At 49.9% G+C, this 20,722-nt stretch carries 25 protein-coding genes and 1 pseudogene; 10 read left to right on the top strand and 16 right to left on the bottom strand.

The genetic code is table 11. The features are described from left to right. Positions 1 to 143 precede the first annotated feature (143 nt). Together L1889_RS06690 and L1889_RS06685 are read left to right on the top strand one after the other, a co-directional pair. The gene (locus L1889_RS06690) at positions 144 to 296 is read left to right on the top strand and encodes a putative hemolysin (protein ID WP_308217605.1); all 153 of its coding nucleotides are present in this window, start codon (positions 144 to 146) and stop codon (positions 294 to 296) included. Positions 297 to 474: 178 nt separating this feature from the next. Next, positions 475 to 840, top strand: a complete 366-nt coding sequence (locus tag L1889_RS06685) for a YgiW/YdeI family stress tolerance OB fold protein (RefSeq protein WP_238664482.1) — start codon at positions 475 to 477, stop codon at positions 838 to 840. A gap of 250 nt (positions 841 to 1,090) precedes the next feature. On the opposite strand, the gene L1889_RS06680 is transcribed toward L1889_RS06685, so the two are convergent. After that, entirely contained in the window at positions 1,091 to 1,321 is a 231-nt protein-coding gene (locus tag L1889_RS06680) for a hypothetical protein (RefSeq protein ID WP_238664481.1), read from the bottom strand. A gap of 460 nt (positions 1,322 to 1,781) precedes the next feature. On the opposite strand from L1889_RS06680, the gene L1889_RS06675 reads away from it, so the two are divergent. Beyond that, positions 1,782 to 1,991: a cold-shock protein gene (locus L1889_RS06675; protein ID WP_238664480.1), complete on the top strand. Its 210-nt coding sequence runs from the start codon at positions 1,782 to 1,784 to the stop codon at positions 1,989 to 1,991. 145 nt (positions 1,992 to 2,136) lie between these two features. Here L1889_RS06675 and L1889_RS06670 read toward each other — a convergent pair. Further along, a pseudogene (locus L1889_RS06670) lies at positions 2,137 to 2,256 on the bottom strand (extracellular catalytic domain type 1 short-chain-length polyhydroxyalkanoate depolymerase); the annotation flags it as partial. Between the two features lie 544 nt (positions 2,257 to 2,800). Here L1889_RS06670 and L1889_RS06665 point away from each other — a divergent pair. Together L1889_RS06665 and L1889_RS06660 are read left to right on the top strand one after the other, a co-directional pair. Beyond that, a complete protein-coding gene (locus L1889_RS06665; protein WP_238664479.1) occupies positions 2,801 to 2,959 on the top strand; it encodes a DUF3309 family protein in 159 nt (52 codons plus the stop codon). A gap of 406 nt (positions 2,960 to 3,365) precedes the next feature. Then, entirely contained in the window at positions 3,366 to 4,109 is a 744-nt protein-coding gene (locus L1889_RS06660) for a Crp/Fnr family transcriptional regulator (protein ID WP_372871276.1), read from the top strand. Between the two features lie 44 nt (positions 4,110 to 4,153). Here L1889_RS06660 and L1889_RS06655 read toward each other — a convergent pair whose 3' ends face one another. Beyond that, complete coding sequence (locus L1889_RS06655; RefSeq protein ID WP_238664478.1) at positions 4,154 to 4,618, bottom strand: PRC-barrel domain-containing protein; 465 nt, start codon at positions 4,616 to 4,618, stop codon at positions 4,154 to 4,156. Between the two features lie 230 nt (positions 4,619 to 4,848). Here L1889_RS06655 and L1889_RS06650 point away from each other — a divergent pair, with 230 nt between their 5' ends. Continuing rightward, complete coding sequence (locus tag L1889_RS06650; protein ID WP_238664477.1) at positions 4,849 to 5,001, top strand: hypothetical protein; 153 nt, start codon at positions 4,849 to 4,851, stop codon at positions 4,999 to 5,001. Between the two features lie 161 nt (positions 5,002 to 5,162). Here the strand turns inward: L1889_RS06650 and L1889_RS06645 are convergent, their stop codons facing one another. Together L1889_RS06645 and L1889_RS06640 are read right to left on the bottom strand one after the other, a co-directional pair. Then, complete coding sequence (locus L1889_RS06645; protein WP_238664476.1) at positions 5,163 to 5,444, bottom strand: hypothetical protein; 282 nt, start codon at positions 5,442 to 5,444, stop codon at positions 5,163 to 5,165. A gap of 704 nt (positions 5,445 to 6,148) precedes the next feature. Continuing rightward, positions 6,149 to 7,045, bottom strand: coding sequence for a LysR family transcriptional regulator (locus L1889_RS06640; RefSeq protein ID WP_372871729.1), 897 nt, complete (start codon positions 7,043 to 7,045; stop codon positions 6,149 to 6,151). A 96-nt stretch (positions 7,046 to 7,141) separates the two neighbouring features. Here L1889_RS06640 and L1889_RS06635 point away from each other — a divergent pair, with 96 nt between their 5' ends. From L1889_RS06635 to L1889_RS06625, 3 genes are all read left to right on the top strand, one after another. Continuing rightward, positions 7,142 to 8,089, top strand: coding sequence for a 2-hydroxyacid dehydrogenase (locus tag L1889_RS06635; protein ID WP_238664474.1), 948 nt, complete (start codon positions 7,142 to 7,144; stop codon positions 8,087 to 8,089). Between the two features lie 67 nt (positions 8,090 to 8,156). Further along, positions 8,157 to 9,497, top strand: a complete 1,341-nt coding sequence (locus L1889_RS06630; protein ID WP_238664473.1) for an MFS transporter — start codon at positions 8,157 to 8,159, stop codon at positions 9,495 to 9,497. A 483-nt stretch (positions 9,498 to 9,980) separates the two neighbouring features. Continuing rightward, entirely contained in the window at positions 9,981 to 10,214 is a 234-nt protein-coding gene (locus tag L1889_RS06625; RefSeq protein ID WP_238664472.1) for a hypothetical protein, read from the top strand. A 559-nt stretch (positions 10,215 to 10,773) separates the two neighbouring features. On the opposite strand, the gene arsH is transcribed toward L1889_RS06625, so the two are convergent. From arsH to L1889_RS06605, 4 genes are all read right to left on the bottom strand, one after another. Then, on the bottom strand, positions 10,774 to 11,490 hold the full coding sequence (arsH, locus tag L1889_RS06620; RefSeq protein WP_257793863.1) for an arsenical resistance protein ArsH: 717 nt from the start codon (positions 11,488 to 11,490) through the stop codon (positions 10,774 to 10,776). Positions 11,491 to 11,552: 62 nt separating this feature from the next. Next, on the bottom strand, positions 11,553 to 12,842 hold the full coding sequence (locus tag L1889_RS06615) for an arsenic transporter (protein WP_238664471.1): 1,290 nt from the start codon (positions 12,840 to 12,842) through the stop codon (positions 11,553 to 11,555). 28 nt (positions 12,843 to 12,870) lie between these two features. After that, positions 12,871 to 13,194: an ArsR/SmtB family transcription factor gene (locus L1889_RS06610; protein ID WP_238664470.1), complete on the bottom strand. Its 324-nt coding sequence runs from the start codon at positions 13,192 to 13,194 to the stop codon at positions 12,871 to 12,873. Between the two features lie 1,164 nt (positions 13,195 to 14,358). Continuing rightward, a complete protein-coding gene (locus L1889_RS06605) occupies positions 14,359 to 14,550 on the bottom strand; it encodes a hypothetical protein (protein ID WP_238664469.1) in 192 nt (63 codons plus the stop codon). 148 nt (positions 14,551 to 14,698) lie between these two features. On the opposite strand from L1889_RS06605, the gene L1889_RS19355 reads away from it, so the two are divergent. Further along, positions 14,699 to 14,923 (top strand): hypothetical protein, encoded by a 225-nt coding sequence (locus tag L1889_RS19355; RefSeq protein ID WP_238664468.1) that lies wholly within the window; start codon positions 14,699 to 14,701, stop codon positions 14,921 to 14,923. 161 nt (positions 14,924 to 15,084) lie between these two features. Here the strand turns inward: L1889_RS19355 and L1889_RS19130 are convergent, their stop codons facing one another. The 7 genes from L1889_RS19130 to L1889_RS06570 form a co-directional block, all read right to left on the bottom strand. After that, the gene (locus L1889_RS19130) at positions 15,085 to 15,327 is read right to left on the bottom strand and encodes a restriction endonuclease (protein ID WP_372871271.1); all 243 of its coding nucleotides are present in this window, start codon (positions 15,325 to 15,327) and stop codon (positions 15,085 to 15,087) included. A gap of 405 nt (positions 15,328 to 15,732) precedes the next feature. After that, entirely contained in the window at positions 15,733 to 16,737 is a 1,005-nt protein-coding gene (locus L1889_RS06595; RefSeq protein WP_238664467.1) for a hypothetical protein, read from the bottom strand. 125 nt (positions 16,738 to 16,862) lie between these two features. After that, positions 16,863 to 17,039: a hypothetical protein gene (locus L1889_RS06590; protein WP_238664466.1), complete on the bottom strand. Its 177-nt coding sequence runs from the start codon at positions 17,037 to 17,039 to the stop codon at positions 16,863 to 16,865. 82 nt (positions 17,040 to 17,121) lie between these two features. After that, entirely contained in the window at positions 17,122 to 18,132 is a 1,011-nt protein-coding gene (locus L1889_RS06585) for a methyltransferase regulatory domain-containing protein (RefSeq protein WP_308217665.1), read from the bottom strand. Further along, positions 18,129 to 18,830, bottom strand: a complete 702-nt coding sequence (locus L1889_RS06580; protein ID WP_238664464.1) for an EcsC family protein — start codon at positions 18,828 to 18,830, stop codon at positions 18,129 to 18,131. The genes L1889_RS06585 and L1889_RS06580 overlap by 4 nt, the downstream gene beginning before the upstream one ends. Positions 18,831 to 18,931: 101 nt before the next feature. After that, positions 18,932 to 20,263: a FliC/FljB family flagellin gene (locus tag L1889_RS06575; RefSeq protein WP_238664463.1), complete on the bottom strand. Its 1,332-nt coding sequence runs from the start codon at positions 20,261 to 20,263 to the stop codon at positions 18,932 to 18,934. 150 nt (positions 20,264 to 20,413) lie between these two features. Then, entirely contained in the window at positions 20,414 to 20,641 is a 228-nt protein-coding gene (locus L1889_RS06570) for a DUF945 domain-containing protein (RefSeq protein WP_238664462.1), read from the bottom strand. Positions 20,642 to 20,722 lie beyond the last annotated feature (81 nt).

The raw sequence follows: 20,722 nt of genomic DNA, 5'->3' as shown, positions 1-20,722 counted from the left end.
CTGGCGTCATCCATTTGTGACTAATCAGGCCGTTGCTACAATGCCTAAACCAAGCAAAGGAGTAACTATGCATAGAATAGGAATTGTCGCGGCTGTCGCGCTAATGGGGGTGTGCGGCATCAGTCTCGGATAAGAGTGTTGGCATGCCGAATCCCGCTTCCGCTTACTGTATTGAGCTTGGCGGGACGGTCACTATTGTGGACCAGCCAGAAGGACAAGTCGGCTTTTGTAAGCTGGCCGACGGGACCCAGATTGAGGAATGGGAGCTTTATAGGCGGGATCACCCGCCGGGGTAGCGGCGGCTGTGGCATCCAGTGCGAAAATGCCGCCCTTGTGAACGTGACATATTCATTGGGTAAGCTGTCCAATATCCAAAAAGCTAAGGGACAACGGCGCCTCTTTCGGAGCGGTCGCTATCGGCCACCATCGTTTGCTGTTATGGTTATTTGTCATGCTCACGTTCATGGAGAAAACATGCCTATACATGTAAAAGCACGACACTTATTAGCCTCGGCGGTGGTGACAGGGATCTTTGCCATGCCCGCTTATGCGCAATACTCGGGGCCCTCAGAAATCGGCCAAACCACTGTTGCTGAAATTCTCCAAAATCCAGTGGACGATCAAGATGTGCAGATTCAAGGGCACATACTCCGGCAAACCGCACGCAAGAAATACATTTTCTCTGACGATACCGGAGAAATTGTCGCGAAAATAAAAGAGAGACACTTTGCTGGTCAGCCAGTGGATGAGAAGACGAAGGTTGAGATCATCGGTGAGGTGGATACAAGCCGTAAACACCCGCCTAAGATAAAAGTCGACTCTGTCAGGATGCTTGAGTAGGGCAGGCAGTGGCGGGCGGGGAGAGTTAAGTGGCAATGATGTGGGCGACCATGCCTGAAGATTTGCGCTTTAGTTGTGTGAATGAATGCGTGGACTGTATCCGAGGGAATGGAAAGGTGATTTTCCAGACGATGAGGCGATTGAGGCAAACCGCGATAATTACAGCAAGCCAAATTAGGTCTATAGCATTTGAAACGAACCCGCCCAAGAGATTGAGCGGGTTTTTTGGGTTTTTACTCCCATGCACGCGCTAAGCGTCCTTGCCAAGGAGGGACTGCAAACGTTTTTGATTCGGGTGCTCTTTTATGTCTATGCGTATAGCATCTACTAAAACAACGAATATTTTTTCGGAATCCATCCCGTGCTGATCGGCAATGTCGCCGATTCTCTCTGCACGCAGGTGGTAGTGTGTAGAGTCAAGGCCTTCGACTCCGTTCAGTTGGTCGAGTATTTGTAAGGCAAATGCGTAATCTTCTTCCATCGGACATCCATCAGTAAGGTGCGGTAAAACCCGACAACATACCACGACGCTAACTTTGCAGCACTAGGTGCTTAAGCAGTCCTCTCACTGGATGGGGGGAATAGAGCATGTTGGAAAGCGATTTAGTCTAGTCTCATTGCCAGAGCGTCTAGACTGAATCATACTAAAACCCATAGGCGGCCAGGTTGTCAGCCGGTTTTATGAGCCTCGCAATGTGCGGCGCTTTTTTGCATTTAAACGCATGGTGACTACGAGCAGCCTGGAGCGGTACTGCCACTAGGCACGCTTGCGCCAAGCCTCTGCTGATTAGCTTCAGCCCAGGGGGAGGTTGCGCTGTATGAAAAACGAGGGTCGTGCCTAGAAGGCCGAAGAGTGTTTTTTTGTAACTGTTCTGGTAAAGTGCGGCCTTAGCCCACATACTTCTTTCGGGGTAATTTTTCCCTTATATCTAGGATCTACATTGAAAACAGAAATTGGCATCGTGAAATGGTTTAACAACGAAAAAGGATTCGGCTTTATCGCGCCTGAGTCCGGCGGCAAAGACCTTTTCGCACATCACAGCGACATCCAGGCTGAGGGTTATAAAAGCCTCGAAGAAAACCAGCGCGTGTCGTATGTGGCAACAGAAGGGCAGAAAGGCCCACAAGCAACCATGATTCAAGCGATTTAATCTCTCCGCTTACCGAAATTGGTAAGCACACAGAGCGATTGGATAACTGGCCGGGCCCCTTAAGTATTGGGTCCGGCCTTTTTTGTTCTGGAAGGGCATACCTTAAGCTATTACAGTATTGGTGGTACAGCACAAGGATCACTGCCTACGAGATTGTAGGCAGTAGTGCGTGAGCCAGAAAGAATCGCATCATTTCAGCGCTGGCATCTGGCCCCTTAGCGTCCGCGTACGAAGCACTTTCGTCTCCACTCGCCCAGGCATGCCCGTTCCGAGTGAAAAGTCTACTGCATCCTGTGTACAGTCATGCAGCATTATTATCAGAGTTAGCGGTGTACTGCCGTATCCCTTCGACACTCATAGTGTGTCTGAGTCCTAAGGTAGCAAGCGTCGTGACGGGGCGCCAATAGGAAAGCTTTGCTAGCCCTAGCTATTCGGTGACCGGTGAGTCGACTGAGCAGTTCCCAATAGTCGTGAATTTTCAATTAGGACATATCAGGGTATTAGCGTATATTGCTTATATAGTGAATTATTAGGAACAACTGAATTTCAGTTGTTTTGCTTACATTTGCAGATGGTAAAAACCGTCGACGATTAATAAAAAATTAAACTCCATTAATTATCAACGAATTGAAATATCAGTAAAAAATAAATACAAAAATAAACCTAACTGAGAATAAAAAATCTAAATGTTGTTTTTAGATTGAGAGTAACTTCTAATCATTTAAAAAACGATTCTGGTTGCCTGATTTACAATAGATAAGTTGTGAATTTCAGCAACATCATGTTCAGTACAAATATAAGGAGTTTTCATGTCATTAGGGTTAATATTGTTGATCCTGCTGGTTCTGATATTGGCGGGCGCTATGCCTAGGTGGTCTTATAGCCGCTCATGGGGCTACGGTCCTAGTGGAGGGATCGGGCTACTTGTGATCGTGCTAATAGTATTGTTGCTAATGGGGAAAATATAGAATAATTAGCAAAATCGCGTTCTTTGATTTTTTATCGAACGCGATGAAAATTCCTGGAGATAATTTTCATTGGTATTTTGTTTTTTTCTGTCGAGCTGTTTCTATAAACTACCATCACTTAATTTACATGATTATTCTAGATGTGAGGCTAAGAAGCCCCTTAAATATATTAGATTGTACTAACGTAGTAAAACAGCCCCTAAATAAATAAGAAAGTCGGTTGTCTAATCTGCATTTTATAGTTACTTGATTTCTATTTTAATAGTTGTGTACAACACGTCAGTATGTCGGTCAATTAGAGACACCCGTTAAAAATTGATACTCAAGGATAAGGTCCACTTGGCTATACATGTTGGTTTTCTATGCCTGTGTCAAAACTGGTACATCGAGTCAATGGAGAGTGTTCATGAGTGCGATGTCGTCTGAAGTGCCCCCGGCATTAATCGGGGAAAACCATCTTCTGGCTTCGCTACCTAGTGTCGATAGGGAACGGCTTGGCGGCCAGCTAGAGAAAGTTCACCTGCCGTTGGGCTTTGTGCTGTACGAATCGGGCGCTGAAATGCAGTACGTCTACTTTCCCACGACCGCTATAGTGTCATTGTCATATGTCATGGAAAACGGAGCGACGGCTGAAATAGCGGTGGTGGGCAACGATGGCGTGGTTGGCGTGTCTCTCTTCATGGGAGGGGGCACGACACCCAGTCGGGCGGTAGTGCAAAGTGAAGGCTATGCGTTTCGACTGTACAGCAGATCGCTTAAAGAAGAGTTTGAACGCGCTGGACCAACGCAAAGCTTATTGCTACGTTACACGCAAGCATTGCTTACGCAAATGGCACAAACGTCAGCGTGTAGCCGACACCATCTTCTGGACCAACAACTCTGCAGGTGGTTATTGCTGAGCCTGGACAGGCTGTACACCAACGAACTTAATACCACCCAGGAGCTTATTGCCAGTATGCTGGGAGTCAGGCGCGAAGGAGTCAACGAAGCTGCAGGGAGTCTGCAACGAGCCGGTCTCATAAGTTATCGCCGGGGCCACATTACTATGCTTGATCGTGCAGGTCTGGAAAAGCGCACATGTGAATGCTACGCTGTGGTCAAAAAGGAATATGATCGATTGTTGCCGGAAATTTCATTCCGGCAACAATAAAGCAGACTTGGCAAAAATGGCAAGCACGAAACTAGATATTAGCTTCAGACAGGTCTGCTGTACGGTACCGTACCGTAGTAATCATGTATGCTTTTTTCCCACCCGCTGTCAGCCATATCAGGCCACTGATCCTTTTCAAAGCCGGGAGCGTTTTTCAGGCTTTCTTTATTAGCATCAAGAACAAAGCGCTTTTCGGCAGTGTCCAGAGTCAAGGCATCCCATGGTACGGCGAAAAGCTTTGTGCCCATGCCTAAAAAGCCACCAAACTCTAATACAGCGTAGCTTACATGGCCATGGCGCATGTCGAGCATGATCTCTTTGATGTCGCCAAGATCCTCCGCCTGTTTGTTGTATACCTTATTGCCAATCAATGTTTCAGCACCCATGAGGTAAGGGCCGGGGCCATAATCATTATTGACGCTGGAGGGACTGCTGTTGGCTGATTTGTAGATGCCTAAAGTATCGCGATTTTCGTAATTGATAGTATATCTCCAAGAACTGGCGGTCATGTTGCTGAAACGTACCGCAGAGGGGGCTGCTAAGCCCTACACCTCTACGATATCCCTGTCCAGGTTCATTGTCTGTGCGGTAGCGAACATAGGCCACCTCAGGACCTTCAGTCGACACTAAGTCGCTGACTGACGGGGCAACGACGCGCTCACGTTAAATGACGTGGGTCAGCAAGGATAGGCACGGCACTTGCTACAGGTCTGGAAGTGGATCTTAAGTGGAGGCGATTATGCTGGCGTTAGGCCCTATCTTTATTATTGTAGGCGTGATCATCGCGGTGGCCTCTCCACTAGCTGCCTTCTGGTGGGCCCATATCGAGTGCGCCCTGGAAGAGGCAGGGGGGACTGCAGAGACGGAACCATGGCGCTGTTTATTGATGTGATGAGCTCTGCTAACGGCCTCATTGTCTGGGGAGGGGTTATTGTGGGACTGCTGGTGCTTTGGTGGGGAAAAAGTATGCGGGACAGATCCAGCTAACGGGCGTTATACCTGATTGATGCAACAAAGCCCCAATGAAGGGGCTGTAGTATGTTGCACCGTTTATTATTGGTCGTTGCGAGACTCTTTGGACTTGCCTTGTGTCCCCGACATGACATCCTCAGCCTGGAAAGGAGAGGATGGCGACCCTTCAGGGTTCGGTCCACCATCAGCTTGTGTGGCTTTCGGGCGCATTGCCTCTTGGCGGGAGCGGCCATCCTTCGGCTCTTTAGAGGGCGTCTCTAATTCGAGGTCCTCATGAGGATCCAGTCCTCGCTGCGTCTTTGGATCTCTGTGTTTGCGCAATTGCTGGTCGGCATGTCTTGTGTCTGTCTTGGGCTTTGTCATAGCGATCTCCATGTTGGGGACCTGATACCAGCAAGTCATGTTCCTGGACGGCCCAAGCGGGTTCCTCTTTAGTAGGGCAGGCCTGGAAATCTTCGTTTTAGGTTCCGAACGAGGTTCCGGCGTAGTTCTGCTAGCTGCCGGCCTTTAGCCTGGCTGCGGTCCTGTTGGGTATGCTTAGGTTCAAGTAATGGGGATACATGCAGGGGGCTTGTGCCGCCCTGGTTTAATTTTTGGTAAATCATTTTTGATCTCCAACGCATCGTCAATATTGATCGTTGAGAGCTACTGGGAGCGGGTACTGCCAAATACGTAGCGTAGAAACAATTGGACGCGTAGTAAAAGTTTATAGGCGAGCAGGGCGCTGGCCTTTCTTATGATTGTTGTGTGAAAGTGGTCCCACCCTATTGATATGAATCTTGTTAAGGGTGAATCCCACAATAAACATTGTAACAGCTTCAGGGTTGCAGAGTCAAGGCAACTACGATGCGAGATCCCCTTCTTCGCAAGAAAGGTAATAATCCATATCTTTAACTCGATTTTTGTCAAATCGGCAAGACAGCTCTCCATCACCATTGAATAGGCGCTGCCTCCCTCGACGGTAGAGGCGCGTAGGGCGCATGCTGAGTCACGGAATCGTAAATAAAAACTCGCCTGGTTAGTGTGGTTTACCGCGGAATGCGCCGTCTACGTAAGTGGACCGCCTGTTAGCGCTTATTTTCTGCAAAGAATAAGCGGGTCATCTCAGTGAAGGGGGCCAGTACAGGGTTGCTGTTATCGTTTCGGTGGGCTAGGAAAATTTCCGCTTGTTCTGCAATACCGTCAAGTGGAAGAAAAATCACGTTCGACATCTGTAGTACCTGGGCAGAAGCCGGTACTATGGCGCATCCGAGTCCTGCGTTGACCAGACCAATGATTGAGTGAGTTTGCCCCAACTGGTGCAGGTATTTCGGACGTACGCCTTGATTGGCAAACACGCCGGCAATGCGATCATGGAAGTAACGTCCTTCGTTGTAGGCATACATGAGAAAGGGCTGACGATCGAAGTCCGTCGGTCTGAGGCTTTGGTGCTTAGCCAGAGGGTGCGTATATGGCACGGCAGCGACGAAAGGTTCGCGGCTGATAAGGATATAATCGATCTGTGGGCTGGGTAGCGCCTGACGAATGAAACCGATGTCGATCAGTTCGGTCTCCAGCGCATGCACCTGGGCGCCGGAGACTTGTTCGCGCAGTACCAGCTCTACATCGGGCAGGTGTTGGGCGGCATGGGACAGCAGCCGCGGAATCATGCTGTAGGCTCCTACAGCAGTAAAGCCTAGGCTAAGCCGGCCAGCTTCGCCGTGGGCGATACGCCTGGCTGAGTCTCCGGCCTGCTCGGCGATCTGCAGGATGTGGCGGGCGTCTTTGAGGAGAGCTTGTCCTGCAGGAGTCAGCCGAGCCTGGCGGTTATTACGCTCAAGCAGCAAAACCCCGAGGCTATGTTCCAGCAGCTGCAACTGACGGCTTAAAGGCGGTTGCGTCATGTGCAGTCGAATGGCAGCACGGCCAAAGTGCAGCTCTTCAGCGATGGCCACAAAACAGCGTAGCTGATGTAATTCCATGATTCAATTCCTGCATTATTCGATTCATCTTCTATATTAGACTGGTATTGATCGTGGCGCTAGAATCGCTTTGTACTTTCTGTTTTGAATGTGAGCGATATGAATAATAACGTCATTGATGTGCTGCTGACCCAAGCTGTACCAGCGCCCATCGACCAGGCGCTTGAGTGCAATTATCAAGTGCATCGTCTATATCAGAGTCCAGAGCCCGAGCGTCTGTTGGAGGAGGTGGGGGCACGAATTCGCGGGGTAGTGACGGGTGGTGCGAAGGGGCTGTCGAATGCCCTTATGGATCGTCTGCCCGCTCTGGAGATCATTGCTATTAGTGGCATTGGCACCGACGCGGTAGACCTGTATCATGCAGCGCAACGCAAGGTGCATGTCACCACGACCCCCGGGGTTTTAACCGATGATGTGGCCGACATGGCTTTGGGCCTGATCATCAGCACCCTGCGTCGGCTGGGCGAGGGAGAGCGCCTGGTCCGTGATGGCCTTTGGGGGCGTCGCGACTTGCCGTTGGCGCGCAAGGTCAGCGGAATCGATCTGGGTATCGTCGGTCTGGGGCGCGTTGGACAGGCCATCGCTCGCCGAGCCGTAGCCTTCGATATGCGTGTGGCCTACACCGATCGAGGCGAAAAGCCGGAGTGCGGCTATCGTTTTGTTGCAGACTTGGAAGTGCTGGCAGCCGAGGTGGATGTTCTTGTACTCGCGGCCTCGGCCGATGGTGCCAAGGCGATTATCACCCGTGAAGTGCTGGATGCGCTGGGGCCGAATGGCTATCTGGTGAACGTTGCGCGCGGCAAGCTGGTTGATGAAGCTGAGCTGGTGCTCGCTCTGCGGGAGGAGCGCATTGCGGGTGCCGGTCTTGATGTGTTTGTGGATGAGCCCAGCGTTCCAGTGGCACTGTTTGAGCTGCCTCAGGTCACTCTGCAGCCGCATCGTGCCAGCGCTACGCTGCAAACCCGTCTGGAAATGGGTCAAATGGTCCTGCAGAATCTTGAAGCCTGTTTTCGCGGCCAACTGCCGCCGCATCGCGTGTTAGGTTAATTGAACATGCGTCATCGGCTTTTCTACTTACAAAAATAATCGCTTCCATGAGAAGCAAGAGGTCCCCATGAACGTCAAATCTATTAGCACAGCGCCTGCGCTGGGCGTTGCCGTCGGTCGCCATCGTTTCGTCATTCTTGCACTGATCTTTGTTGTCACGGTGATCAATTATGCCGACCGTGCGACGCTTTCTATCGTTGGTACCGAAGTCATCAAAGATCTTGGTCTGGATCCGGTGATGTTGGGTATGGTGTTTTCTGCCTTTGCCTGGGCCTATGCCTTAGGGCAGGTGCCTGGAGGGTGGCTGCTTGATCGCTACGGTGCGCGCAGGGTGTATGGCACCAGTTTGATCCTTTGGTCCTTGTTCACTCTGCTACAAGGTACTGTAGGCTGGATGGGGCTGGCCGGGGCGTCGGCTGCGGCGGCGCTGTTTTCGATGCGTTTCATGCTGGGTCTGGTCGAGTCGCCAGCCTTTCCGGCGAACTCGCGGATCGTCAGCTGCTGGTTTCCCACCCATGAGCGGGGTACTGCCTCAGCACTGTTCAACTCGGCACAGTATATGGCAGTGGTGGTGTTTGCCCCGCTCATGGCGTGGATGGCCCACACCATAAGTTGGCAGTCGGTATTCATCTGGATGGGTGTGCTTGGGCTATTGCTGAGTGTGGTTTGGTTCCGTGTTTACCACGAACCGCATAGTGCGCCTGGATTGTCACGCAGCGAACTGGATTACATGCGCGAAGGAGGGGCGCTGGTTGATCTGGAGAAAAAGGAAAAGGGAGAGAAACGCAAGCCCACCCGGGCCGAGGTGCTGCAATTGTTTAATAACCGCAATTTGTGGGCAATCTACCTGGGCCAATACTGCATTACTGCATTGACCTACTTTTTCATTACCTGGTTCCCGATCTACCTGATCAAGGGGCGCGGCATGACTATTATGGAAGCTGGCTGGGTGGCCGCACTGCCGGCAATCTGCGGTTTTAGTGGCGGCATACTTGGGGGCTTCATCTCAGATCTGCTGATCAGGCGTGGGGCCCATCCCTCAATCGCACGCAAAACCCCTTACGTGCTGGGTATGCTGCTGTCCACTACGCTGGTGCTGGCCAACTTTGCCGACAGCAATGCAGTGGTAATTATGCTGATGGCTTTAGCATTCTTTGGCAAGGGGCTGGCGGCGGTGGGCTGGGCGGTATTATCTGACGTAGCTCCTAAAAAAATGATTGGCCTTTGTGGCGGAGTGTTCAACGGCATTGGTAATATCGCCGGTATTGTTACGCCGCTGGTGATTGGTTATGTTTTGGCTGTTACCGATTCGTTTGATCTGGCGCTCTGGTTTGTCGCGGCCCATGGAGTGCTTGGTGTTCTTTGCTATCTCCTGTTGGCGCGGCGCTTCGAGCGGATTGGCTCATAAAAGCCCTCGTCCGCTAATTTAAACTCGCCTTTATGGTGCTACCGTACTCTTTTGCCGCTGCTGAACTTTAGAGCATTTAGTTTTCGGGCCTGATTCCAGCCCTTGGGGAAGTTTGGGTTTTTTCTGCAGGCAATGTTTTTTTGGCGGGCGAGCTATTTATCGTTTGGAAGTAATCGTCTGCGCTGCCTGGCCAGAGCTTGAAACCTTGGCAGCATTGCCATTTATCAAATTGATGCAACCAGCTTGTTTGGCATACAGAACACTGGTATAGCGATTGAAACCCCAGCTTACCGTCTGGATCGTCTTTGGCGAGAATACGCAAATGAATATGCCTAACAGTATTTGTTTTTGAAGGCTCTATGGCGCGGCACATCAAACACATGACAGCTGAATCTAGCGTACCCATTGGACTACTCTCCTTTGGTTAATGTATCTAAATTATGCGATCTAAATACATATTGACAGAATTAAGGCGAAGCCGCAATGAGCCAAATAGGTGCGTTCTGTTTTCTTGCATCCGTTTTTAATGCAACTGGCGATCCAAGTCCGCCGGCTGGGCTAGCCGTGAGCGCAGATCATCAGGAAAGCCTTAGCTTCGAAGGAGTGGGGAGTGGCGACGAAGAATATGCGGTACTGCATCGAATGGTGACCTCTGAGCACACCTGCCCATGGGGACTCAAGTCGCTCGACCGGTTGAAGCGCTCGCCTGTGTCCTGATGATGGCAGGGGCACTGATTTCGGGAGTCTACTCGTGCTTCATCTCTGTCTATGAGGACAAAGCACGCTGCTTGTAAGGGGTTGTGCTTAGTTGCTTGCGGCTTCGAGTTTGCTCATCCACGCCTCGGGTATGTCGACGCTCACCGCAGTCAGTAGCTCATCAAGCTGTTCGATACTGGTTGCGCTGACGATGGGCGGCAGCTTGTCGTCCGTTTCCCCTTCGCGTGCGAGCTTAGCGTTGAGCGGTGCTACGCACTTCCCTTGATCCAGACAGAAAGCAGGCGTTCGCGAACTTGCGCTGCGCGCTTCGAACAGCGCTCACTTTTTTCCTGCTTTCTGCCTGGATCGCGGCGCTCCACGAATGCGCTCGCACGCGAAGGGGAAACGGACTTAGGGGATGTAATTCGCTTTACATCCTTGGCCTCTTGCTCGTTTGCTCTTTGGCTGTCAAAGCATTGGGGCGCGAGAGCTAGGCCCGAGAGCAGGGTGGGGCGCATGTTACTCAATTAGCTGTCATTAATTATGTGGCTAAAGCTCACTGCCTAAGCTCACTGCCTATTTAGATGCTTCGCTGATTGACCCGCTTGGATAGTGCCTCGCCGCTTTCTCGGCGTTCGCTGTACCGGTCCACGAGATAGTCAGCACAATCACGCGTGAGCAGGGTGAACTTGAGCAGCTCCTCCATCACATCAACCACGCGCTCATAATACGAAGAGGGCTTCATACGGCCAGCTTCATCAAACTCCAAATAGGCCTTAGCCACGGACGATTGGTTCGGAATGGTGATCATACGCATCCATCGACCCAGCACACGCATTTGATTCAGGGCATTAAAGGACTGCGAGCCTCCAGAGACTTGCATTATGGCAAGAGTCTTGCCTTGTGTTGGCCGAACGGCACCCACAGACAAGGGAATCCAGTCAATCTGCGCTTTCAGAATGCTGGCCATCGCACCGTGGCGCTCAGGGGAAGTCCATACCATGCCTTCTGCCCACTGAGCCAACTCACGCAACTCGTTAACTTTGGGATGATCGTCGGGGGCGCTATCAGGTAGTGGCAAATCGTGTGGATCGAAGACTCTTGCCTCTGCGCCCATCTTTTGGAGTAGCCGTGCCGCCTCTGCGGTCAGGAGACGGCTGTAGGAGCGCTCTCGGACAGACCCATAAAGAAGCAAGATGCGAGGAGCATGTAATGCGCGCTCCGTAGGCAGCAATCCGCTCAGGTTTGGGCTTTCAAATGCCTGTTCGTCAAGGTTGGGCAAATCAGTGTTTAGCAATTTGGTGTCCTTTGGTATCAATCGTGATGTTATTCATAGCTCTTGACTCCTATGCAAGAAAATCAGGGCGCCACGCTCAGCCGTAAGACGAGCGCTGCGAGTGTGATGAGCAGCACGGGCATAGTCAGCACTGTACCCACTCTGAAGTAGTAGCCCCAGCCAATCGTCGTACCTTTTTTGGCCAGGACGTGCAGCCAAAGCAGGGTGGCAAGACTGCCTATAGGTGTGATCTTAGGCCCCAAATCGCTACCGATCACATTCGCGTAAATCATGGCTTCCTTGACAGCACCGCTAGCATTGGATGCGTCTATCGACAACGCGCCTATCAGCACAGTGGGCATGTTGTTCATTATGGAAGACAGCAGTGCAGAAAGAAGGCCCGTACCCATTGCTGCACCCCAGATGCCTCCTTCTGCAAATCGGTTCAGTAGCGAAGCGAGGTGGTCAGTCAGGCCTGCATTGCGCAGACCGTAAACCACCAGATACATGCCCAAAGAGAACACCACGATCTGCCACGGCGCACCATGCAAAACCCTCTTGGTGCTGATGGCAGAGCTACGTGCAGCAACAGCCAGCAGTATTCCGGCACCTGCAGCTGCTACAGTGCTCACGGGAACACCTAATGGTTCCAGCGCGAAAAAACCAAGCAGAAGCAAGACCAACACCACCCAACCTGCGCGGAAGGTAGCCGAGTCCTTGATTGCAGCCGAGGGCTGTTTGAGCTTTTCAAGGTCGTAAGTGGCCGGAATATCGTGCCTAAAGAACAGTATCAATACGCAGAGACTGACCAGAACCGATGCGATATTGACCGGTACCATCACTGATGCATAGTCGTTGAAACTTATGTTGAAAAAGTCTGCCGAAACGATGTTCACCAGATTTGACACGACAAAAGGCAAGCTCGCGGTATCCGCGATGAAACCTGCGGCCATGACAAATGCCAGTGTTGCAGCGGGAGAAAAGCCCAGGGCGACCAGCATGGCCATCACGATGGGAGTCAGTATCAGTGCTGCACCATCGTTGGCAAACAGTGCAGAGACGGCAGCACCAAGCAGAACGATGAACGCAAACAGCTTGAGCCCACTGCCCGCACCCCACCGGGCAAAATGCAACGCAGTCCATTCAAAGAACCCGGCTTCATCCAGCAAAAGGCTAATGATGATGACTGCCACAAAGGTTGCAGTGGCATTCCAGACTATATGCCAGACCACTGGAATATCAGACAAATGCACGACCCCCAGCGCCAATGCGAGTGCGGCACCAATGGAAGCGCTCCACCCAATGCCAAGGTCTCGCGGTTGCGAGATGACCAGGATCAGCGTGAAAATAAAAATCAGGATAGCTGTCAACATAAGGAAGCGATTCCAGCAACGGCCACTATCAGCATTGGTACGTTGTCACCGCTTCAGAAGTGCAGGCTGTACCTTGGCAGCAGTTTTCGGTGAGGTAGGCCAGCAGCTCATTCATTACGGGAAACGCGGCGCGATACAACACATTGCGTCCTTGCCGCTCGTGACTTACCAACTCAGCATGGAAGAGTTCCTTAAGATGAAATGACAGTGCATTGGGAGCGATGCTCAGTTGCTCGGCCAATGCACTTGGTGTCAAGCCCTCAGGCCCAGCAACCACCAATGCACGAAATACGCGCAAACGGGCGTCATGAGCGAGGGCGGAGAGCGAGCGGACAACGTTGCTTTCTTTCATAAGGCAATAATACATCACTTGTTGAATTGTTGAAATAATTTCAAAATGCAAATTATTGGACCAGAGCGGTAATAGCATGGTGCTAACGGCCCCTTTTGTAAATTAACACAATAGCGACAGCGAGTAGGCTCAGGTGTTGCGCTTTCATTTCGCGCTCGGCTGCTTTAACATGGGCTTCATTAGAGTGAACCGCTTTACCGTGCTATATGCAGGCTCCGGAAAATTGATATTGCTTGCCAGCATAGTTAGTTTCTGCCTGAATCGCGGCGCTCCCCGAGTGCGCCCGCACGCGAAGGGGGAAACGGACTTAGGGTGCGCGAAGTCATGGATGAGCAAACAAAAAAGTCGGATGATACCAGTAATCGACTTGACGAAATATTCAAGAGGGTAGCTTGAAGCTCTTTCCTTGAGTTTAGTGCTTATGGGGTAGTCTAGGATTTGGGGAGAAACCTTTGATAACTCAGAGGTATAGAGCAGGTCAGGGGCGGCTGGATAAAATCAGGAATGGTTTTTAATCATTGCACTATCTGTGCAATCCCAGTTTGGCTCCACCGAATATTGACTTTCTGACTGGGAATGAGAGCCGATGACTGCTTCTGGCCGAGGCTGTTTGAAAACCCTTCTTTGGTAGTCAGATCCCAATTAAAATAAGCCAACCCGTTTAAGCGAGGTGGCCGATGAAACGACTTATCGAAGGCGAGGACCCTTATAAACATTTTTCTTAAGTCTTTATTTGTCAACGACAGCGAGTAATGCTTTTGGGTTTGTATTGGCAATCGCGAGTAGGGTGCGGGCTGCACCGCTTGGCTGTTTCGGTAATGACAATGAAGCCTTACGGTACTCTTTTCAAGGGTATGCTGATCGGAGCAGTATCGTCTGCATTTTTAATTACTATATATGTTTATAAGGCTCATTTACGCTTCAGACCTTAGGCTCCCAAAGTAAAGAATATTTGGTTGATATCCTTAACCTTTAGGCCGCTGGGATTAGGCAGTGGTGCGTAGTCGATCATAAAGTTGATGTCATCACCTTACAAGATGGTTTATTGCATATCCCGCAAGACTATCGCAGTGCTCCCAGATGCGCTCGCACGGAGTAGGGCAAGGAGCCTCCCTAATCAGCCAGCAAGGCTTCTAGGCTATCAGCACTTAAAATGTGTTCGGTTCAGATATCCAATTGCTCGGCGTTGGCTACATCGAGTTTGGCGTATGCCCAGTCTGGAATGGCACCAAATTTCAAGTGCATTTGCTTTAGCAACACCTGACGTTCGTCTTTAAGTACTTTACGAGCCTCGCCAATGGCGATTCCACTATCTTCGAACCCTTGCAACCATTGTTCCAAATTCTGTGCCAGCATGGTGTTTATCTCTTCCAAATCATGCGGTTCAGGAATAGCATCATTACGAATACGGGCGCGCAGCAGGCGGCAGGCTTAGGGAATGAGCTGCTCGGTGCGCAGGTGTTCGAAAAGGTCGAAGAACGATGCATCCGTTGCCTGGTAAGCGGTGAAGCTAGGTCAGCACTCTCGCCAGCGTGGTTTTGCCTACGCCAGGCTCGCCGGCTATGATCAGTGCTCCGCGCCGCTCAAGAATCTGTTCTGCCTAGCCGATGCTTTCATTGTGCACGAATCGTGGGATGAGCTGTTTGATCACGTCCAATTCAGCTTCGGCCCGGTTGTAGATCCCACTGTGTACGATGCGTTCGAGCGTATGCGTGTCGGTCAACCATAGCTTGAAATGTTGTCGCAAGATTTGGGGGCCTCGCCAGCAGATTATTAAAATCCTCCTGCCCTAGTACATCTTCACGCGTGAGCGGGGCATTGGGCACTGCTGCTATGAGTTTGTCCTTGAGCATCGGCCTCATTGCCGATGAGGTCGGCAAAATATAGCGCTCAGGTTTGAGTTTGGCCACTTTTGCATTTTCTGCCTTGACCGCATTCAGTAGCGCAGAGAGGGCTTACAGCGTAGTGTTTGACCTGCACTACGGTCGTTCGCCCGCCTCGAGCAAACCGAAAATCAATACCACCATCCTTGCCGAGTCCAAAGCTTTCGAGACAAAACTGTAATTCAATTTGCAATAGATCACGGACTAAATTTTCAAAATCGAGAGGCGATAGTTGTCTGAAATCATGCATAGCAGGGTAAAGCCGTCCTCTAAATCGGGCAGTCTCGCGCGGCGGTTTCAGAGTATCCAGAGTACCGGGTTAAGTGGTGCAAGTGTTAGCCTGCTTTAAGGTAAGACTTGGCATTACCGGATCGGACTCATAATCGCGAAGCGCAATAGAAATAAATAATGTGATGAAAATACTTTGATGACATCTTATGGTCGATTGTAATCAAAGTCAGATGGCCGAACTCGACCTGAAGCGGCCATATAGAGCTTTTGCTAATAATTAAAGTTGTTACACAATGCCGTGCTAATGGGCTATTTCCCTCTCCTTTAGGACCGCGTTCCTAGTAGCTCATGATTTCAATGAGAGCTTTTTCGCTTCATATAAAACGCCCATAGGCTACCTAGCCAAACGGTATCAGCGTACAGATCATACGGGTCCAAGGTCAAAACTCTTTGCAGGCACAATTTGCGCACCTGACTGGTCTATTAGACAAGTAAAATGGTGCCGATCAGTTGGCTGTACCTGCCGGGAATAGAAGCGAAAAAGCTCGTTTGGTAGAGCCATACTTAGGTCAAAGGTGATCGACTGTATTCGATGGCGCGTGGCGAGCAGCTCCAGCCGATTGCTCAATTCTGACGACTCGCGCGCCTTGTTCAAGTCCTGGGGTTTAGTGTCAAAATACTTGATCAGCACTTTTTCTAAAATCAGACCTTCATCTTCAACCGTGACCTCATCCGTCATCGCGTTGGCGACGACAAAGTTGAACATGGCCCTGGGATTCACACCGACGGAAAGGACCTTGAAAAGATTGTAGAAGATAAAGTAGTCATAATCCTCATCACCCCGAGAGGTCCAGTGCAACATGTCACCGAACCCTCGATGATCCCTATTAAGTGGCCGTTCGGCGGGATTCTTGGTGTAGCCAACGTATTGAACTTCCGAATTAACTCCAGTCTCAATTCCGCAAAAACTCAGGAAGTCGTAGATCGACATGGTGGTCTTGTCACCTGCCTCGTTGTAGATCGTTATGTACCGATCCGTGATCTCTATCTCGGGATGAATCATTTTCCCGGTTTTTTGGTCGCGAAGCTCAACAGTACATTTCCTCTGAGTACGCTGACGGCCAATCTCGATATGGAAAATAAGTTTTTTATTCAGATAGCCATACCGTGGCTTCTTCCGTATGTTGAATCGCACTTTGACGCGGGACACTAGATAATAAACGAAGTGCTTGTCGAGGCTATTTCTCACGCCTTTCCTCAGCTCTTTAAGATACTGTCGCGTCATACCCGCTACATCGAATCCCTCAACTGGATCAATAATCGCGTCAAACCATGTGTAGGTACAGCTCAGCAGTTCTACATACCAGTCTTTCTTTGACTCGGCATAAGCTGGAGTAGTATTAATGAAATTAAAAAAACCGCGCGACAATTGATATTTCCTTGTTGATGAAGTGAGGGTCTAAATTTCGCCTTTTTAGAAAGTCTGCCTCTGACCGAAAGCAGAAGTTGCGTAAGTATCCGCCAGCAACAGCGAGCAAAGCTTTTAGGTTTGTCTTAGCAATCTCGAGTAAGCCCCGTTTCCCTGCATACCTCGATCACTGGCGATAAAGCGACCCGCACCTGCCCCGCTTTCATCTGCTGCACAGCTTCAAGCAACTCAGCAGCAAGATCTCGATCCGTCTCCAAAGCGGCAAGTTCTTTGTCTGTAAGGGGCTTATTTTTCGAGGACATGACGAGCTTCCTTTACTTTGACGGTATTCCAGATAGATAAAGAGACATCTACTTTATGGTCTGAGATGAGGTAGGTCAATGCCTACCACCCACTAACCATCAACCCCTGCCGCTTCAACAACCCAAGCAACTTTCCTACAATTTTATCCGCAGTCGCATCCAAATTTCGTTGCCCCTTCAACGATTTCCCATCCGTGTTAGGCACAATCCCACGATTAAGCGCATCATGCAGCAGTGTAGCGAGTTCTTTACGGCTGCTATTACCGTCTATATGCCTTAATACGAATGCCTCGGCTTCTTTTAACTGGATATTGGCGCTGTCGTGCCATAAATTAAATAAACCAATACCAAAGTTGGGGTCTTGGCGTTGTTGGTAAAGGTGTGACACGCCAGGTAGCAGTGTGGCTTGATTTTGCTGAGTGTTGTCTTGCTGATCGTAGGGGCAGGCTTCAAGGCTGTAGCGCAACATGTTTAAGCGAAATAGCGTTTGTAGGGCGCTTAGTAAGACTGCACGTGCTGCAGTCTCATCTTCAGCATCAGGCAGGCTAGGACGCACATGCTCAAGCAGAGTGTCAAAACTTAGGCTGGCAGGCCATGCTTGGCTTAAGGCACGTAGCATGCTAATAACCGTTTTATCGCTGCTGTGTAGTGGACGGTTTTTATGGTTGCGGAAGGACAACCTGCCTTTAGGCGCGTTTTCTTCGGCTTCGACTTCAGTAAAGTGCCCGGCCCAGCGCAAATCAGCCAGGCGATCCAGGTCGGGGCTGATTAAAACGTGTTCGGCGCGATCGCTATGAATAACCACGCTTTTACGAAAGTTACGGCCTACCGCAAAATCCAAGTACTGCTGGCGCATTTCGCGGGGCTGTCCCAAGGCAATTAAGCTATGGTTTAGCTGCACATTTTGCCCATAGGTGGCGGATAGCTCCACATGAGGCTCACTATCGCCCACATGCGTTAAACCATACTGGGCCGACATACTGACGAACTCCAGCAGGTAGCAGGGGTTGTTAAAAATCTCGAGGTATTCGTGGGCTCTTAAGTGGCCACGAAATTGTTGCTTTAAGGTGCTACGTTGAGTGTTTAAGCTTATGGATTTGGCTCAGGTAGGTGAACTTTCTTTTCTGCTCTCTCTTTAAGATCAAGTAGAAAGGTTTCGCGGGCAACTTTTCCGACGTAACGAGTAAGCGCGTAGTTTGCGCCACCACCAATGATAACTCCTACACCGAACGGGATAGCTTTAAGAGTAGCTTTCTTAGTAAATTCAATTCCAATTCTCTTAAATAGCTCTTTAATTGTGGTTAGGGTAGCGCCCGTAAGGTATTTGTTAATCATTCTCACGCCAGCTTTGGTCGCTAATTTTGTTGCTCCTGCAGAACCCATTTGCTCTAGCGAACCGTATAAAGCGATGATGTACGACATATGTTTTGCATCTTCATTAGATAGCCCATCGTTTATTGCAATGGCTAAACACATCGTCATATCCACTTGTAGCTTCATGCAGATAGACACGTCAACAGCGCCACCGCCGATCATTCCTACAGCGGTACCAATGCCAGGTACGGCGCCGGGTATTGCTGTTGTTGCGCCGCTGGTGGCTGCTAATTTGGAATAGCGCTGTATGATTTTATCAGCAACAAGTTTTTGTATTGCTTCGTCAGTAATAGATGGCGATGATTTGCGTGCTTGAGCTTTGTATTGATCAACAACGACGCGAGCATCTTCAGGAGCGATGGCAATGGCCTCAACCATTTTCATTAATGAGGAACTGTTTTCTGTTTTATCTGTCATTGTCTGAGCCATGATTAAGGTTAAGTCACGTGGTTTCATCGGATTGATTAAAGAGTAGGCCTCATAAAGAGGCCTATTCTTAGAGCAGAGCTACTTGCTTATTAACGCAACAGCGACAATACAGTTTGTGGTACTTGGTTAGCCTGAGCCAATACCGATGTACCAGCCTGCTGAAGAATCTGCGCACGTGTCATGTTGGACACTTCAACAGCATAGTCAGCATCTTCGATGCGTGAACGAGCTGAAGACAGGTTTGTCACGGTGTTGTTCAGGTTAGCGATGGTGGATTCGAAACGGTTTTGAATTGCACCTAAGTCTGAACGTAGTGAGTCGACTTGTTGAAGAGCAGCATCAATAGCATCTAAAGGTGAAGCCTGAACACTATCTATCGTGGCAGGGTCAACAACTTCAGCTCCGACGGTAAAAGTGACTTCTCCATTGACAGCCGTATCACCACCTTCTGCAGCATAATATGTAGTTTCACCCGCGTTGTTTGAACTACGGATGTAATGTGCTCCGTCCAATTCAATAAGAGCGTTTGTATCACCGCTCGCGCCGGCAAAGTCAATTTTTACTTTTGCTGAACCTGCCTCTGTAGTCACATCTACTGGAGTGGCTAATGTATAGGTGCCTGGGGTTACTGTGTTGGTACCACCACCAGCCGGTGTGCCTGTAGCTGCAGCTGCAGTCCAAGTTACTTCACCCCCAGTACCTTCTGTTGCTGTGGCTGCGTAGTAATCGCTACCATCGAAAATGAAATAAGCATCAGCAGTATCTTGAACTAAAGAGCCACCAGCAACAGGATCGCCATTACTATCGTTCAGAACAAAGGATGTTGCCGTCGTTTGTGTAGTAGTGCCCCCTGCCACCTCAATTGAATCACCTTGATTGATGGTTTTGGCCATGCTGTTTACATTAAGGGTCTCCAATCCAAGCGACCCTTTATCGATTTGCTGCAGATTAACCGAAATTGTTTCGGAATCATTTGCACCCACCTGAATGCTCAAGGACTGGTTTGATGCCAGTACCTTCACACCGTTAAATTGAGTTTGTGTGGATACGCGATCAATCTCGCCCATACGCTGATCGATCTCAGCTTGGATGGAGTCCAAGTCTGTTTTCGAGTTCGAACCGTTAGCCGCCTGAACTGTCAACTCACGAACACGCTGCAAGTTGTTGTTGATCTCGTTCAACGCACCTTCAGTGGTTTGGGCGACGGAGATACCATCGTTAGCGTTACGACCGGCTTGCGTTAAACCTTTAATGTTTGCAGTAAAGCGGTTGGCAATGGCCTGACCAGCAGCGTCGTCTTTAGCGCTGTTGATGCGCATGCCGGAAGATAGACGCTCAATGGCGCTACCTAAAGCGGATTGGGATTTAGCTAGATTATTCTGAGATGTCAGAGCTAATACGTTAGTGTTAATGACAGACATGGATGACTCCAATTGATAATGAATTTGGCGAAGTAGGCTTCTACCCGTGGTGCCAGGAAGAATTACACTTGTGACCACAGGTCCGCGTGAGGCTTAACCTATAGGCCAAACCGTTTCTTCCCTGTTCACAAGGTCATTAACGGTGGGGGTCTAAAAAACTTTAGGGGAGAGAGTTGAATTTTGTTGGTGGGGGGCTGGTCGTGACCAGCGGTACAAAGGGATTAGTGATGCTGTTGCTCTGGATAGTAGTCGGCGACCGTCCGGTGCACGCCAGTGCTCAGACTTTTTACCGCCTGTGAGTACGCTTGCGGTTTTAAGCTGCAAGCCTAATGCTTCGATTAAGTCACGATAGAACGCTAAAGTTTCGCGTGCTTGCATGACCTTATACCGTTAACTGAACACCAGTTACTGATAAAAAATCAACGATAGCTGACACTGTATGTCTAATTCGGTATGCGG

This window comes from Paenalcaligenes niemegkensis (genome assembly GCF_022230885.1).
In the GTDB taxonomy this organism is placed as follows: Bacteria; Pseudomonadota; Gammaproteobacteria; order Burkholderiales; family Burkholderiaceae_B; genus Paenalcaligenes; species Paenalcaligenes niemegkensis.
This window is presented reverse-complemented; position numbering and strand designations above follow the sequence as displayed.

Excerpts from the sequence above, each read along its gene's own strand:
- L1889_RS06655 (WP_238664478.1), bottom strand. The coding sequence starts at position 4,618 with ATGACCGCCAGTTCTTGGAGATATACTATCAATTACGAAAATCGCGAT.
- L1889_RS06575 (WP_238664463.1), bottom strand. The coding sequence starts at position 20,263 with ATGTCTGTCATTAACACTAACGTATTAGCTCTGACATCTCAGAATAAT.
- L1889_RS06650 (WP_238664477.1), top strand. The coding sequence starts at position 4,849 with ATGCTGGCGTTAGGCCCTATCTTTATTATTGTAGGCGTGATCATCGCG.
- L1889_RS06690 (WP_308217605.1), top strand. The coding sequence starts at position 144 with ATGCCGAATCCCGCTTCCGCTTACTGTATTGAGCTTGGCGGGACGGTC.
- L1889_RS06660 (WP_372871276.1), top strand. The coding sequence starts at position 3,366 with ATGAGTGCGATGTCGTCTGAAGTGCCCCCGGCATTAATCGGGGAAAAC.
- L1889_RS06590 (WP_238664466.1), bottom strand. The coding sequence starts at position 17,039 with ATGTCCTCGAAAAATAAGCCCCTTACAGACAAAGAACTTGCCGCTTTG.
- L1889_RS06610 (WP_238664470.1), bottom strand. The coding sequence starts at position 13,194 with ATGAAAGAAAGCAACGTTGTCCGCTCGCTCTCCGCCCTCGCTCATGAC.
- L1889_RS19130 (WP_372871271.1), bottom strand. The coding sequence starts at position 15,327 with ATGCATGATTTCAGACAACTATCGCCTCTCGATTTTGAAAATTTAGTC.
- L1889_RS06605 (WP_238664469.1), bottom strand. The coding sequence starts at position 14,550 with ATGCTGGCACAGAATTTGGAACAATGGTTGCAAGGGTTCGAAGATAGT.
- L1889_RS06625 (WP_238664472.1), top strand. The coding sequence starts at position 9,981 with ATGAGCCAAATAGGTGCGTTCTGTTTTCTTGCATCCGTTTTTAATGCA.
- L1889_RS06635 (WP_238664474.1), top strand. The coding sequence starts at position 7,142 with ATGAATAATAACGTCATTGATGTGCTGCTGACCCAAGCTGTACCAGCG.
- L1889_RS06685 (WP_238664482.1), top strand. The coding sequence starts at position 475 with ATGCCTATACATGTAAAAGCACGACACTTATTAGCCTCGGCGGTGGTG.
- L1889_RS06570 (WP_238664462.1), bottom strand. The coding sequence starts at position 20,641 with ATGCAAGCACGCGAAACTTTAGCGTTCTATCGTGACTTAATCGAAGCA.
- L1889_RS06580 (WP_238664464.1), bottom strand. The coding sequence starts at position 18,830 with ATGACAGATAAAACAGAAAACAGTTCCTCATTAATGAAAATGGTTGAG.
- L1889_RS06680 (WP_238664481.1), bottom strand. The coding sequence starts at position 1,321 with ATGGAAGAAGATTACGCATTTGCCTTACAAATACTCGACCAACTGAAC.
- L1889_RS06615 (WP_238664471.1), bottom strand. The coding sequence starts at position 12,842 with ATGTTGACAGCTATCCTGATTTTTATTTTCACGCTGATCCTGGTCATC.
- L1889_RS06645 (WP_238664476.1), bottom strand. The coding sequence starts at position 5,444 with ATGACAAAGCCCAAGACAGACACAAGACATGCCGACCAGCAATTGCGC.
- L1889_RS06665 (WP_238664479.1), top strand. The coding sequence starts at position 2,801 with ATGTCATTAGGGTTAATATTGTTGATCCTGCTGGTTCTGATATTGGCG.
- L1889_RS06630 (WP_238664473.1), top strand. The coding sequence starts at position 8,157 with ATGAACGTCAAATCTATTAGCACAGCGCCTGCGCTGGGCGTTGCCGTC.